This window comes from Allobosea sp. CS1GBMeth4, from assembly GCF_900185715.1.
Lineage (GTDB): Bacteria > Pseudomonadota > Alphaproteobacteria > Rhizobiales > Beijerinckiaceae > Allobosea.
Map to the genome: position 1 here is coordinate 1 of NZ_FYAS01000011.1, position 14,056 is coordinate 14,056.

The 14,056-nt window shown below is 68.3% G+C and carries 9 protein-coding genes and 1 pseudogene; 4 read left to right on the forward strand and 6 right to left on the reverse strand.

The features are described 5' to 3' along the window. Window positions 1-497, reverse strand: a pseudogene (locus CS1GBM4_RS05795) (hypothetical protein); the annotation flags it as partial. A 498-nt stretch (window positions 498-995) separates the two neighbouring features. Between CS1GBM4_RS05795 and gyrA the strand changes: the two are divergent. Further along, the gene (gene gyrA, locus CS1GBM4_RS05800; protein ID WP_280177681.1) at window positions 996-3,776 is read left to right on the forward strand and encodes a DNA gyrase subunit A; all 2,781 of its coding nucleotides are present in this window, start codon (window positions 996-998) and stop codon (window positions 3,774-3,776) included. 161 nt (window positions 3,777-3,937) lie between these two features. On the opposite strand, the gene CS1GBM4_RS05805 is transcribed toward gyrA, so the two are convergent. The 3 genes from CS1GBM4_RS05805 to CS1GBM4_RS05815 form a co-directional block, all read right to left on the reverse strand. Further along, window positions 3,938-5,683: an AsmA family protein gene (locus tag CS1GBM4_RS05805; RefSeq protein WP_186417753.1), complete on the reverse strand. Its 1,746-nt coding sequence runs from the start codon at window positions 5,681-5,683 to the stop codon at window positions 3,938-3,940. Window positions 5,684-5,860: 177 nt separating this feature from the next. Beyond that, window positions 5,861-7,555, reverse strand: a complete 1,695-nt coding sequence (locus CS1GBM4_RS05810) for an iron ABC transporter permease (RefSeq protein ID WP_186417754.1) — start codon at window positions 7,553-7,555, stop codon at window positions 5,861-5,863. After that, window positions 7,552-8,565: an extracellular solute-binding protein gene (locus CS1GBM4_RS05815; protein WP_186417755.1), complete on the reverse strand. Its 1,014-nt coding sequence runs from the start codon at window positions 8,563-8,565 to the stop codon at window positions 7,552-7,554. Before CS1GBM4_RS05815 ends, CS1GBM4_RS05810 begins: the two co-directional genes overlap by 4 nt. 526 nt (window positions 8,566-9,091) lie before the next feature. On the opposite strand from CS1GBM4_RS05815, the gene ilvD reads away from it, so the two are divergent. Together ilvD and CS1GBM4_RS05825 are read left to right on the forward strand one after the other, a co-directional pair. After that, window positions 9,092-10,822 (forward strand): dihydroxy-acid dehydratase, encoded by a 1,731-nt coding sequence (ilvD, locus tag CS1GBM4_RS05820; RefSeq protein WP_186417756.1) that lies wholly within the window; start codon window positions 9,092-9,094, stop codon window positions 10,820-10,822. Next, a complete protein-coding gene (locus tag CS1GBM4_RS05825; protein WP_186417757.1) occupies window positions 10,809-11,762 on the forward strand; it encodes a tetratricopeptide repeat protein in 954 nt (317 codons plus the stop codon). Before ilvD ends, CS1GBM4_RS05825 begins: the two co-directional genes overlap by 14 nt. Before the next feature lie 114 nt (window positions 11,763-11,876). On the opposite strand, the gene CS1GBM4_RS05830 is transcribed toward CS1GBM4_RS05825, so the two are convergent. Together CS1GBM4_RS05830 and xth are read right to left on the reverse strand one after the other, a co-directional pair. Then, window positions 11,877-12,167 carry a putative quinol monooxygenase gene (locus CS1GBM4_RS05830; RefSeq protein WP_186417758.1) on the reverse strand — a complete coding sequence of 97 codons (291 nt, stop codon included), beginning with the start codon at window positions 12,165-12,167 and terminating at the stop codon, window positions 11,877-11,879. Window positions 12,168-12,169: 2 nt separating this feature from the next. Then, on the reverse strand, window positions 12,170-12,949 hold the full coding sequence (gene xth / locus CS1GBM4_RS05835; RefSeq protein WP_186417759.1) for an exodeoxyribonuclease III: 780 nt from the start codon (window positions 12,947-12,949) through the stop codon (window positions 12,170-12,172). 194 nt (window positions 12,950-13,143) lie between these two features. On the opposite strand from xth, the gene CS1GBM4_RS05840 reads away from it, so the two are divergent. Continuing rightward, a complete protein-coding gene (locus CS1GBM4_RS05840; RefSeq protein WP_186417871.1) occupies window positions 13,144-13,869 on the forward strand; it encodes a Crp/Fnr family transcriptional regulator in 726 nt (241 codons plus the stop codon). Window positions 13,870-14,056 lie beyond the last annotated feature (187 nt).

The window sequence follows — 14,056 nt, forward strand, 5'->3', positions numbered from 1 at the left end:
CCACCGCCTGAACCGCCGCCGCCTGAACCGCCACCGCCTGAACCGCCGCCGCCTGAACCGCCACCGCCGCCCGACCCGCCGCCACCCGCGCCGCTCGCACCGCTGCCGCCAGAGCCGCCGCTGTTGGAGTTGCTGCTGTCGGATGCGGTGTTGCTCGCGCCGGTGGACTCGGCATTGCCGCCGAAATTGCCGCCATCATTGCCCCGGCCGCCGGGGCCGCTCGGCCCGCTCGGTCCGATGCTGCCCGTGACGTCTTCGGGTTCCAGGATGCCGAAACCCGGACGCCGGGCCGAGATGACGTTGCATCGCGTCTTCGCGTTGGGGAACCTGCGCTGGAACTGCCGCAGCTGAGCTTGCGATCCGGATTTGAGAGCCGTGTCGCAGAGATCGTCCAGGCGTGTCGCCGCCAATGTCTTCTCTGGAACGACCATGGAACCTGCCGTCGCGAAAGCGGCCATTAAGACCCAAGACTTGAGTTGTCTCTTGAGGACACTCATTCCTTGGATCTTAAGCTCACGTCGAGCCTCAAACCTGAAGAATGGCTTCGGATCTGAATGTTTAAATTCAGGCATCTGCTTTTCCTCCCCGAAAGGAATGCGCTCACCTGCAGTCGCTTCGACATGCCGGTGAGCGTCGGAATAGAGCTTTGTTTCTTGGTTGAATTTACCATTTATTAGGAAGTTCGCCCGGCATTTCTTTGGGTAGTACCTTCGGATTAGTTCATCCCCCGACCGCGCAGGGGCCTGGCGTGCTCGACCGGGAGGCGGCTCTGCCGGCGGGCGGCGGGCCGGGCGGATTGCCGGAGCGCGGGCGCGCCCGGGCGCAAACATGGCGAGATTGGGGAGGGCGTGCGAAAGCGAATCAAAAAGCGCTCGTAACGCGCTGCGGGGAAAGGGTTTTATTTTCTCTGCATAGAAGCGCGTTTTGCTGGCTTCGCGCGCCGGAATCGGCTAGCCAGAACGTTGAAAAACCAGCGGTAAACGGGACTTTTTCCCTTGAGCGAAGACAACGACGACAAGCGCGACGACGGCCCGCAGCCGGGCGGCGACATCAAGCCGATCGCGATCACCGACGAGATGAAGAAGAGCTATCTCGACTACGCGATGAGCGTGATCGTGAGCCGCGCTCTTCCCGACGTCCGCGACGGCCTGAAGCCCGTGCACCGGCGCATCCTGTTCTCGATGCACGAGAACAAGAACCTGCCGGACCGGCCCTACACCAAATGCGCCCGCATCGTCGGCGACACGATGGGTAAGTACCATCCGCACGGCAATCTCGCGGTCTATGACGCGCTGGTGCGCATGGCGCAGGATTTCTCGCTGCGCCTGCCGCTGATCGACGGCCAGGGCAATTTCGGCTCGATGGACGGCGACAGCCCGGCCGCCGACCGTTACACCGAGGCGCGCCTCGACAAGGCGGCGCTGCCGCTGCTGGAGGATCTCGACCTCGACACGGTCAACTTCCAGCCGAACTATGACGGCAAGGAGCGCGAGCCCTCCGTCCTGCCGGCTCGCTACCCGAACCTGCTCGTGAACGGCGCCGGCGGCATCGCCGTCGGCATGGCGACCAACATCCCGCCGCACAATCTCGGCGAGGTGATCGACGCCTGCATCGCGCTGATCGACAATCCCGAGCTGACGATCGACGAGCTGATCGAGATCGTGCCGGGGCCCGACTTCCCGACCGGCGCCTCGATCATGGGGCGCAGCGGCATCCATGCGGCCTACCACACCGGCCGCGGCTCGATCGTGATGCGTGCGAAGACGCATATCGAGGAGCTGCGCAAGGAGCGCGAGGCGATCGTCGTCACCGAGGTGCCCTACCAGGTGAACAAGGCGACGATGGTCGAGAAGATCGCCGATCTGGTCCGCGAGAAGCGGATCGAGGGCATCTCCGACCTGCGCGACGAGTCCAACCGCGAGGGCGTGCGCGTCGTCATCGAGATCAAGCGCGATGCCGTCGCCGACGTCGTGCTGAACCAGCTCTATCGCTTCACGCCGCTGCAGACCTCGTTCGGGGCCAATATGGTGGCGCTGAACGGCGGCCGGCCGGAGCTGCTGAACCTCAAGGACTTCATCTCCGCCTTCGTCGAGTTCCGCGAGGAGGTGGTGTCGCGGCGCACGCGCTACCTGCTCAACAAGGCGCGCGAGCGGGCGCATGTGCTGTGCGGCCTCGCCACCGCCGTCGCCAATATCGACGAGGTCATTCGCCTGATCCGCACGGCGCCGACCCCGTCGGCCGCGCATGAGGCGCTGATGGCGCGCGACTGGCCGGCCGACGACATCGCGCCGCTGATCGCGCTGGTCGACGATCCGCGCCATCCGATGAATCCGGACGGCACCTACCGGCTCTCCGATGCGCAGGCCAAGGCGATCCTCGAATTGCGCCTGTCGCGCCTCACCGCTCTCGGCCGCGACGAGATCGGCGACGAGCTCGAGAAGCTCGCCAGGGAGATCGCCGACTATCTCGACATCCTGCGCTCGCGCGTCCGCATCCAGGAGATCGTCAAGGCCGAGCTCACCGAGGTCCGGACCGCCTTCGCCACGCCGCGCCGCACCGAGATCCAGGACTGGGGCTCGGATCTCGACGACGAGGACCTGATCGCCCGCGAGGACATGGTCGTCACCGTCTCCCATGCCGGCTACATCAAGCGCGTGCCGCTCTCGACCTATCGGGCGCAGAGGCGCGGCGGAAAGGGCCGCTCCGGCATGTCGACCCGCGACGAGGATTTCGTCACGCGCCTGTTCGTCGCCGACACGCATACGCCGATCATCTTCTTCTCCTCGCGCGGCCAGGCCTACAAGGAGAAGGTCTGGCGGCTGCCGCTCTCGGCGCCGAATGCGCGCGGCAAGTTCCTCAACAACATGCTGCCGCTGCAGGCGGGCGAGCGCATCACCACGGTGATGCCGCTGCCGGAGGACGAGGAGAGCTGGGAGCGGCTCGACGTGATGTTCGCGACGAGGAGCGGCAACGTCCGGCGCAACAAGCTGTCCGACTTCGTCCAGGTCAACCGCAACGGCAAGATCGCGATGAAGCTCGACGAGGGCGACGCCATCGTCGACGTGCAGATCTGCTCCGAGGCCGACGACGTGCTGCTGACCACGGCGCAGGGCCAGTGCATCCGCTTCGCCGTGCCAGAGGTGCGCGTCTTCAAGGGTCGCGACTCCACCGGCGTGCGCGGCATCAGCCTCGCCGAGGGCGACGAGGTGATCTCGCTCGCGATCCTGAAGCATGTCGACGCGACGCCGGAGGAGCGGGCAACCTATCTCAAGGATGCAGCCGCTGCGCGCCGCGCGCTCAACGGCGAGGCCGACGAGGCCGAGACCGTGGCCGGCGAAGGCGAGGAGGGCGCTGCCGCCGAGGTCGAGCTCGGCGCCAAACGGCTGGAGATGCAGCTCGCCGAACAGTTCATCCTGACCATTTCGGAGAAGGGCTACGGCAAGCGCAGCTCGTCCTTCGAGTACCGGGTCACCGGGCGTGGCGGCAAGGGCATCGTCGCCATGGTGGTCAATGAGCGCAATGGCAGGCTCGTCGCGTCCTTCCCGGTCGACGAGAAGGAGCAGATCATGCTCATCACCGATGGCGGGCAGGTGATCCGCGTTCCGGTCGACGCCGGCAAGGACAACCGCATCCGCATCGCCGGGCGCTCGACCCAGGGCGTCACCGTGCTCAACACGGCGGAAGGCGAGAAGGTCGTCTCGGTCGAACGGATCGGCGAGGACACCGAAGAGGACGGCGAGGCGGGCGAGGGCGAGGACACGGCCGGGGAGGCGTGAGAGCGCCCCTTCGCCGACTTTCGCGTCTGTCGTTGCATGTCCCGGGGCGAGTTCGGCTCGCCCCGGGACTTTTTTCGTGAGTCCGAGCCTCGCCGGCGCCCTCGCGGCTCAGCCGCGGCGCTCGTCCGGAAGGATTCGCCCGGGCCGGGGAACCGGTTCCGTCAGCGCAGCAGGGGGAGCGCCGGGCCTGGCGCGCGCAGGGCGGCGTCGATCTCGGGCGTGAAGGCGGCGCCGAAGAAGGGGCCACGGACATCGAAGGGCACGCGCGTCGAGGTCGTGGTCGAGCTCAAGGCTCCGTTGAGGTCGAGCCAGCGCCGGCCGAGATCGGCCGTGCCGTTCAGGACGACGGTGTAGCCGGAGCCGGCGAGCTGGGTTTCGGTGAGATAGAGCACGCCGAGATTGGCCAGCGCGGTGAGCTGCAAGGTTTCGAAGGCGCTCTTGCCCTGGCGCCAGTCGCGCGCCGAGGCCGGCGGCTTCTCGGCCTTGCGCAACAGGTCGGGGAAGGCGATGCCGCGGAACTCGCCCTGCCGGATCGTCAGATTGGCCCGGCCGGTGAGCGAGCCCACGACCTGGTCGACATCGCTGCCGACCCCGTCGAAGGAGAGTTGCCCGCTCGCCGTGCCGCTGAGGCGGGCGAGCTCCGGCAGATCGTCGGCGGCGAGCGCCAGGTTCAGCTTCTCGACCCCGAATTGCAGCTTGACGTCGGCTCCGGCCGCGACCGGCGTCGCGAGGATGCGGGCCCGCGTCGTGCCGCCATAGGCGGCGGCGCGCAGGAGGGCGGCTTCGAACCGCCCCTTGCGGATCAGGAGCTGGGCGGCGAGATCGCCGAAGCGCGCCGGGCCGATCCGGGCCGAGTCGAGCGACAGGCGCAGGTCGACGTCATTGGCCGTCCAGCCGTCGAATTCGAGCGGCATGCTGCCGGTCTCGCCGCCGGACCGGACCTGCGGCTCGGCCTGGCGGAGCAGCCGCCCGAGATCGAATTCGGCTCCGGCGAGCGTCCCGGACAGAGCCCAGTTCGGCATCGCGCCCTCGAGCTTGAGGGCGCCTTCCAGCCGGTCGCCGTCGACCTTGGCGACGACGGTGTCGAGCGAGACGCTGGCCTGGCTGACCTGGGCCCGTGCCGTCAGCTCGACCTGCTGGACCAGCGAGGCGATGCGCGGGCGTGGGCCGATCCAGGCGAGCGCGTCGGACAGCGATTTCGTGCTGAACTCGACCTCACCGCTGGTGAGCTTCTGGGTGGTCGAGCGCGTGCCCTCGAGGCGCAGGCGCATCAGCCGGGAGCCGAGCGAGAGCGCGGTGCGGGCCCGCTCGCCCGCCACCGGCCAGAGCAGGTCGATGTCGGTGGCCTCGCCGCGCCAGGTCAGCGAGCCGGCGAGGGCGATCGGCGCCCTGGCGTCGCGCTCCTCGACGACGATGTTGACGTCGCGCAGCGTGGTCAGGACCGTCTCGGCCGAGCGCATCATGATGCTGCCGGAGGTCAGGACGAGCCGGGGCTGGCTCTCCAGGCGGGCGAGATAGCCGACGGCGCGGTCCAGCCAGTCGGCATAGCCGCCGGCATCGGCCGCGACCGCGATGTCGAGCTCGGGAGCGACCAGGTCGATGCGATCGAAGTCGAGCTCGCCGCCGATCAGCGACAGCAGGCGCGCCCGCGCCCGCAGGCGTGCGGCCTTGCCGGAGAGCACGCCCTGCGGATCGCTGAGCGTCACATCCGACAGGCTGATCCGGGGCAGGGGCAGGAATGCGATTTCGGCGCGGCGCAGCGCCGTCACCTTGAGTCCGGTGCGCGCCTCGATGCCGGCGACGACGGAGCGCTCGACCTGCGACAGCGCCAGATTCCACGGCTGCAGCCCGAGCGCGAGCAGCAGCGCGGCGGCGGCGAGGCCGAGGATGAGAGCGCGTCGTGACATGGCCTGGCGTGTGGCCTTCATCGGCATGACGGCGGAGGTCTCGTCGTCAGGCAACCTGATAACGCGACCGAATCGGCCGGGAGGCCGGCATGCGTCGCGCGGCAAGGGTTTATTCCCCCGGCCGGCGAATGTCGAGTTCGGCATCGGAACGGGCGGCGCGAAACCCGGGGAAACATCTCAGTTTCGGGCCGATTCCGGCCGCTTCCCGTCGGAACGGGCGAGGCTCAGCGCCGGGTAGATGCCGATGGCGACGATCAGCAGCGCCGCCAGGGCGCCGTCCTCGAAGACGCCGCGGGAGGCGTGACCGTAGACCAGCGTCGACAGGGTGTCGAAGTTGAGCGGGCGCAGCAGCAGCGTCGCCGGCAGTTCCTTCATGCAGTCGACGAAGACGAGCAGGGCCGCGGCGGCGACGGCCGGGCGCGTGAGCGGCCAGTGCAGCCGGCGCAGCAATTCGCGCCGGTCGGCGCCGAGCGAACGGGCGGCATCGTCGATGCGCGGCGAGATCCGGGCATAACCGCTTTCCACCCCGTTCACGGCGATGGTCAGGAAGCGCACGAGATAGGCGATGACCAGCGCGCCGCCCGAGCCGAGCAGCAACAGGCCGGGGCTGGCGCCGAACAGGGCGCGGCCTGCATCGGCGACGAGGTTGTCGAAGGCGGCCAGCGGCACGAGCAGGCCCAGCGCCAGCACCGTGCCCGGCAGGGCGTAGCCGAGCGAGGCGATGCGGGCCAGGGTCGGCAGGGCGCGCTCGCGCCCGAGCCGCAGGGCGGCGGCGATGCCGAGGCCGGTCGCGACGATCAGCACGGCGGCGAGGGCGGAGATGGCGACGGTATTGGCGAAGGCGCGCCAGAGCGCCGGATCGGCCTGGGCGAGGAGATCGCGGCGCCACAATTCGCCGAGCAGATGGGCGAGGGGCAGCAGCGCGCCGAACAGGGCGGGCAGGGCGCAGGCGAGAGTCGCGAGCCAGGCGTCCCGGCCGGAGAGCGGGATGCGGCCGAGCGGCCGCGGCCGCTTCACCGGCAGGGTGAAACGGCGTGCGCCGCGCGTGCGCGCCTCCGCGACCATGAGGCCGACCACGACGAGCAGCATGACGCAGGCGATCTGGGCGGCGCCCGGCAGCGAGCCGCGGTTGATCCAGGTGGTGTAGACCGAGATCGTCAGCGAGCGGACGCCGAGATACTCGCTGGCGCCGATGTCGTTCAGCGTCTCGAGCAGCGCCAGCGTCAGCCCGGCCGCCAGCGCCGGGCGCGCCATCGGCAGGCCGATGCGCCAGAACAGGCGCCAGCGCGTGGTGCCGAGGGTGCGCGCGGATTCGATCAGCGCCGCGCTCTGCATGGCGAAGAGGGCGCGGACGCTGAGATAGACGTAAGGATACAGCACCAGCCCGAGGATCAGGATCGCGCCCGGCAGGTTGCGCGGGTCGGGAAACCAGTAGTCGCGCAGCGAGCGCCAGCCGGTCAGGGCCCGGAGCGCGCTCTGCAGCGGCCCCTGGAAGCCGAGGATTTCGACGTAGACATAGGCGGTGATGTAGGTCGGCAGCGCCAGCGGCAGCACGAGCAGCCATTCCAGGCTGCGGCGGCCCGGAAACTCGTATTGCGTCACCAGCCAGGCGGCGCCGATGCCGACGCTGCCGCAGAACAGGGCGACGCCGGCGAGCAGCAGCCCGGTGTTCCAGAGCGCGGCGGGCAGGACGTTGGCGGTCAGATGCGGCCAGATCGCCAGCGCCTCGCGCGAGGATGCGGTGAGGGCGAGCGCCAGGACCGGGAGCGCGACCAGGCAGGCGGCGGCTGCCGTCAGGTAGACCAGACGTGTCGACGGCCGCCAGCGAGCTGGCGGCCGTGCTGCGGACAGGGCTGATGCGTTCAGGCTCAATTGTCGAAGCCGACCTTGTCGACCAGTTCGGAGGCGGCCTTGCGGTTCCTGGCGACCTCGCCGAGCGGGGTCGTGTCGGGCGTCAGGGCGCCGAGCAGCCTGACCGCCGCAGCCTCCTTGACGGCGGGATTGACCGGGTACTCGAAATTCCCGTCGGCATAAAGGGTCTGGGCCTTCTCGCCGAGCATGTACTCGATCAGCTTGACGGCGTTCTCCTTGTTGGGCGCGTTCTTCGCGATCGCCGCGGCCGAGACGTTCACATGGGTGCCGCCGCCGCTGAAGCTGGTCTTGAGCGGCTTGATCGCGTCGTACCAGCTCTTCTGCTCATTGGTCGCCTTGCTCATCAGCCCGATATAGTAGGTGTTGATGAGGGCGATGTCGCATTGGCCCGAGAGGATGTCGCGGGCGACGTCGCGATCGCCTCCGCCGGGCTTGCGGGCGGTGTTGGCCTTGAGCGCCTTCAGATAGGCTTCGGTCTTCTCGGCGCCGTTGCGGGCGAGATAGGCGGCGAAGAAGGCATTGTTGTAGGGATGCTGGCCCGAGCGGATGCAGAACTTGCCCTTCCATTTCGGATCGGCGAGCTCCTCATAGCTGATCGCGTCCTGCTTCACCCGCTCCTTGGAGACGACGACGACGCGGGCACGCTGAGTCAGCGTCACCCAGTTGTCGCCGGCGCCGCGCAGGGCGGCGGGGACGGTCTTGTCGACGGTGGCCGACTGCACCGGCTGGGTGATCCCGGCATCGGCCGCGGCCTGGATCTCGCCGACATCGACGACCAGCATGACATCGGCCGGGCTGTTGGCGCCCTCGGCCTGGATGCGCTGCTGCAGCCCGTCCTTGAGGAAGACCGCGTTGACCTTGATGCCGGTGTCCTTGGTGAAGGCCTCGATGACCGGGTTGAGCAGGGCCGGCTCGCGCGTGGTGTAGAGATTGACGCTCTGGGCGAGGGCGGGCGCCGCCAGCAGGCAGGAGGCGAGCGCTGTCGCGGCGAGCGCGGTCTTGGTGGTCATGGGTCGCTCCTTCGTGAGGGACGCCGGGGTCGGCCTCGTCGAAGGCAGCGGTTAGTCGCGCGGCTCGCGGTGGTCAAGGAAAAAAGCTTTTTGTTTCAATGTGTTGTATCAATTCTAAACTGCGTATCCTTTATAGGAATTCTAATCTTCGTGGTACGCGCCTCGATTTCGGGCATGAGGGGCTGCCTCGCTGCCAGGCTTACGGGGCGAGGCCGGAACGACGCCTCGCGCCGCCCTGCAGTTGCGGGAGGGGCCCGGCTGCTACCGGGGTATTCGTGATATTTCTACAACAATTGCTCGTATTACGGTGAAGCCCGGCCGAACCGCCATGATTGCCGCGAAGCCGCCACAAAGCAGCCTCAGCTGCAAATTTCAGTAACTATCTGAGATACGGAAGAATTAAGCCCCGACCGGCAGAATTCGGAGCACGGAAAGCTTCGCGGGCCGCAGGGGAGCGCGTGATTGCGGGGGCGGTCGGCGGCGTGGCACATCTGGTGCCCGCCAGGTGGGTGGCGGGACGAGTTGGATGGACGTGCGGGTTTTCGATAAGTCAAAGCTGCCGAGCCGGCATGTCAGCGTCGGGCCGGCCCGCGCGCCGCATCGCTCCTATTATTACGCGATGGGCATGACCGCGAAGCAGATCGCGCAGCCCTTCGTCGGCGTCGCCTCGTGCTGGAACGAGGCCGCGCCCTGCAACATCGCCCTGATGCGCCAGGCCCAGGCGGTGAAGAAGGGCGTCGCCTCGGCCAACGGCACGCCGCGCGAATTCTGCACGATCACCGTGACCGACGGCATCGCCATGGGGCACCAGGGCATGAAGTCGTCGCTCGCCTCGCGCGAGGTGATCGCCGACTCGGTCGAGCTCACCATGCGCGGCCATTGCTATGACGCGCTGGTCGGCCTCGCCGGCTGCGACAAGTCGCTGCCCGGCATGATGATGGCGATGGTGCGCCTCAACGTGCCCTCCATCTTCATCTATGGCGGCTCGATCCTGCCCGGCACCTTCAAGGGCCGCCCGGTGACGGTGCAGGACGTGTTCGAGGCCGTCGGCAAGCATTCGGTCGGCGCGATGTCCGACGAGGACCTGAAGGAGCTCGAGGAGGTCGCCTGCCCGTCCGCCGGCTCGTGCGGCGCCCAGTTCACCGCCAACACCATGGCGACCGTCGCCGAGGCGATCGGCCTGGCCTTGCCCTATAGCTGCGGCGCTCCGGCACCCTATGACGTGCGCGACACCTTCTGCTACACCGCCGGCGAGATGGTGATGGAGCTGATCGCCCGGAACATCCGGCCGCGCGACATCGTCACCCGCAAGGCGCTCGAGAACGCGGCCATGGTGGTCGCGGCCTCGGGCGGCTCGACCAATGCCGCGCTGCACCTGCCGGCGATCGCACATGAATGCGGCATCGACTTCGATCTCTTTGCCGTCGCCGAGATCTTCAAGAGGACGCCTTACGTCGCCGACCTGAAGCCGGGCGGGAAATACGTCGCCAAGGACATGTTCGAGGTCGGCGGCATCCCGCTCCTGATGAAGACGCTGCTCGACAACGGCTATCTGCACGGCGACTGCATGACCGTGACCGGCCGGACCATCGCCGAGAACCTCGCCGGCGTGAAATGGAACGACCAGCAGGACGTGGTGCGTCCGGCGGACAAGCCCATCACCGCGACCGGCGGCGTCGTCGGCCTCGAGGGCAATCTCGCTCCGGAGGGGGCGATCGTGAAGATCGCCGGGATGCCGCAGGAGAGCCTGGTCTTCACCGGCCCGGCCCGCTGCTTCGATTGCGAGGAAGACGCCTTCAAGGCCGTGACCAACCGCGACTACGAGGTCGGCGACGTGCTGGTGATCCGCTATGAGGGGCCCAAGGGCGGCCCGGGCATGCGCGAGATGCTGGCGACCACGGCGGCGCTCTACGGCCAGGGCATGGGCGACAAGGTCGCGCTGATCACCGATGGCCGCTTCTCGGGCGCGACGCGCGGTTTCTGCGTCGGCCATGTCGGCCCCGAGGCCGCCGTCGGCGGGCCGATCGGCCTGATCCGCGACGGCGACATCATCGAGCTCGACGCCATCACAGGAAAGCTCGCAGTCCGCCTTTCTGATGCCGAACTTGAGGAGCGTCGTAAGGCCTGGACACCGCGCAAGACGGATTACACGTCGGGCGCGCTCTGGAAATACGCGCAGACGGTCGGATCCGCCAAGGGCGGCGCCGTCACCCATCCGGGAGGCGCAGCCGAGACACAGTGCTATGCGGATCTCTGAGGTCATCTTCGCCGGAGCCCTGCTGGCTCTGGGCTGCCAGCAGGCAGCCTGGGCGCAGGACGCGTCCGGCCAGCGCGTGCCGGTGCCGCCGCGCCCCATCCCCGGGGTCGCGCTGCCGGAACCGGAGTCGCAGGACCTCGCCGCGCCCGCTCCGCTCGCTCCCGGCCGCGGCGCGATCGCGCCGGCGCCGAGCGGGCCTGCCGCCCATACCGCACTGCCGCTCGCCCGCTTCAGCAGCGCCCGCGACGCGCTGAAGGCCTGGATGCGCGATTCCACCGCCGGCGACCAGGCGGGCGCGGTGCGCGCGCTCGAATACGCCGCCTCCCAGGGCCATCTCGCCGCGCAGTTCAAGCTCGGCCGCGTCTATGCCAGCGGCGACGGCGTTCCGGTCAACGATCTCAAGGCCTTCGAGTATTTTTCCAAGATCGCGGACGAGAATGCCGACCAGACTCCCGGCACCTCGGACGGGCGCATCGTCGCGGCCGCCTTCGTCGCGCTCGGCGGCTATTTCCTCGACGGGATCAAGGGCACCTATGTGAAGCCCAATCCCGACCGCGCCTTCGACATGTTCCACTACGCCGCCTCCTATTTCGGCGATCCGGACGGCCAGTACAATCTCGCGCGGCTCTATCTCAACGGCACCGGCGTCTCGCGCGATCCGCGCCAGGCGGCGCGCTGGATGAAGCTCGCGGCCGAGAAGGGCCATGCTCCCGCCCGCGCCGTCTTCGGCGACATGCTGCTGCGCGGCGGCGACGGGGTGCCGCGCCACCCGATCATCGGGCTGATGTGGCTGGGGCTGGCCCGCGAGGGCGCGGATGCCAGCCGCGAGGGCTGGATCATCGAGCGCTACGACGCCGCCTTCGCCAATGCCAGTGCGAGCGACCGCACCGCGGCGATGGCGCTGATCGAGCGTCAGCAGGGGCGCGCCGACCGGCGGTGAGGCGGGGCGAGAGCCGGATCCGATCAGATTGGATCAATCTGATCGGTGAATCCACTTTTAGCCTAGAGACCGTTTTTCCGATCAGCTTGCACCGCAGGCTGATCGGAACGGGCTCTAGGCCTCGAACGCATCCATCAGCGTGACGATGCAGTCCTGCCGCTGGTGCCGGTTGATCTGGGGCACCAGCCGGGTGAAGTGCTCGCTCCGGCAATGGGCGTCGAGCGCCGCGCGATCGGGCCATTGCTCGACGAAGACGAAATGTCCCGGATCCTTCTGGTCGACGAAAAGATCGTAGGACAGGCAGAGCGGCTCGGCCCGGGTCTTCTCGACGAGTTCCCGGTAGAGCGGCGTCACCAGCTCGATCGAGTCGAGCCTGATGAAGTCCTGGGCGACGACCTTCAGCATGATCAGTCGAGCTCGATCAGCACCGGCACATGGTCGGAGGCCTTGTCCCAGCCGCGGACATGCCTGGCGATCGCGACGCCGGCGAGCCGGTCGGCCGCCTGCGGCGAGAGCAGGAGATGGTCGATGCGGATGCCGTTGTTCCGCTGCCAGGCGCCGGCCTGGTAATCCCAGAAGGTGTAGAGGCCGGCGGCGTCTGTGGTGGCGCGCAGCGCCTCGGTGAGGCCGAGGCTCTGCAGCTTGCGGAAGGCGGTGCGGGTCGGCGGCAGGAAGAGCGCATCGCCGGCCCAGGCGGCGGGATCCCTGGCGTCGCGCGGCTCGGGAATGACGTTGTAGTCGCCGGCGAGCACCAGCGGTTCCTCCTGCGCGAGCAGGCTCCTGGCATGGACCGCCAGCCGCTCCATCCAGGCGAGCTTGTAGGCATATTTCTCGGTGTTCGGCGGATTGCCGTTCGGCAGGTAGATCGAGGCGAGCCGGACCACGCCGCCGCCATGCGGCAGCACGCCCTCGAGATAACGCGCCTGCTCGTCGCCATCGTCGCCCGGCAGGCCGCGGCGGATATCCTCGAGCGGGCTGCGCGACAGGATGGCGACGCCGTTGAAGCCCTTCTGGCCATGGGTCGCGACCTGCCAGCCGGCCTCCTCGATCTCGGCGCGCGGGAAGTCGGCGTCGACGCATTTCAATTCCTGCAGGCAGAGCGCGTCCGGCTCGGCTTCCTTCAGGAAGGCGAGGACATGGGTCAGCCGCTGGCGGATCGAGTTGACGTTCCAGGTGGCGATGCGCACGGGGCCGGCTCCGAGTCGAGGCAGGGCAGAATAAGGGGCGGGCGGGCCGTCAATGCAAGTCAGCAGCCTGCCGAAGCGGGCGAAGCCTCCCGCTGCCGGCCGCACGGTGCGGAACATCGCGCGCCGTCGCGGCTTGTTTTCCGATGATGGAATCAGGCCGCCCCAAGGACCCGGCGTCGGTTGGGAGAGCAGCGATGACGGCCAGCGAACTGTTGATCCGCACACTCATGGTTCGCGACAAGCTCAGCGCCGAGGAAATCGAGGCGCTCCGCGCTCTTCCGGTGCGCGAGCGCGCGTTCGGACGCGGTGAAGCCATTGTGGAGGCGGGCTCCGAGCCCAGGGAGAGTTGCCTTCTGATATCCGGCTTTGCCGGCCGCGAGGTTCTGCTCGACGATGGCGGGCGCCAGATCACGGCGCTCCACATCGCCGGCGATTTCGTCGATCTGCACGCGCTGATGCTGAAGGTCATGGATCACGGCGTGGTGGCGCTCAGCGACTGTTCCTGCGCCTTCGTACAGCACACCGCGCTCGTCCAGCTGACCTCGACGCATCCCCATCTCAGCCGCATGCTCTGGCTGCTGACCCTGATCGACAGCGCCGTGCAACGCCAGTGGATGACCAGCATGGGGCGCCGGAGCGCGCTCGAGCAGATCGCCCATCTCATCTGCGAGCTCTACACGCGCATGGAGATCGTCGGGCTGGCGCGCGGCGGCCAGATGTCCGCTCCCCTGACGCAGACGGTGCTTGCCGACGCGCTGGGCCTGTCCGACGTCCACATCAACCGGACCCTGAAGGCGCTGCGGCAGATCTCGTCCCTGACCTGGAAGGCGGGGGTGATCTCGATCGCGAGCTTCGACGCCCTGGCGGAGTTGTGCGACTTCGATCCCGGCTATCTGAATCTGGTCCAGAGGCCGCGCTAGAGGCCGCTCAACTTGCACCGCAAGTTGAACGGATACCGGTCGCCGGACTCCGCCTTGGCCCGAAGGCGGCCCGCACGACTGCCTTGTCCGATCTGCCGGCGCTGCGCACCGACGGTCGATGGCGAGCGCCGGAATCGTCCCTCCGGCAACGAAAAGGCCCCTCCTTGCGGAGAGGCCTCGCTGCGGT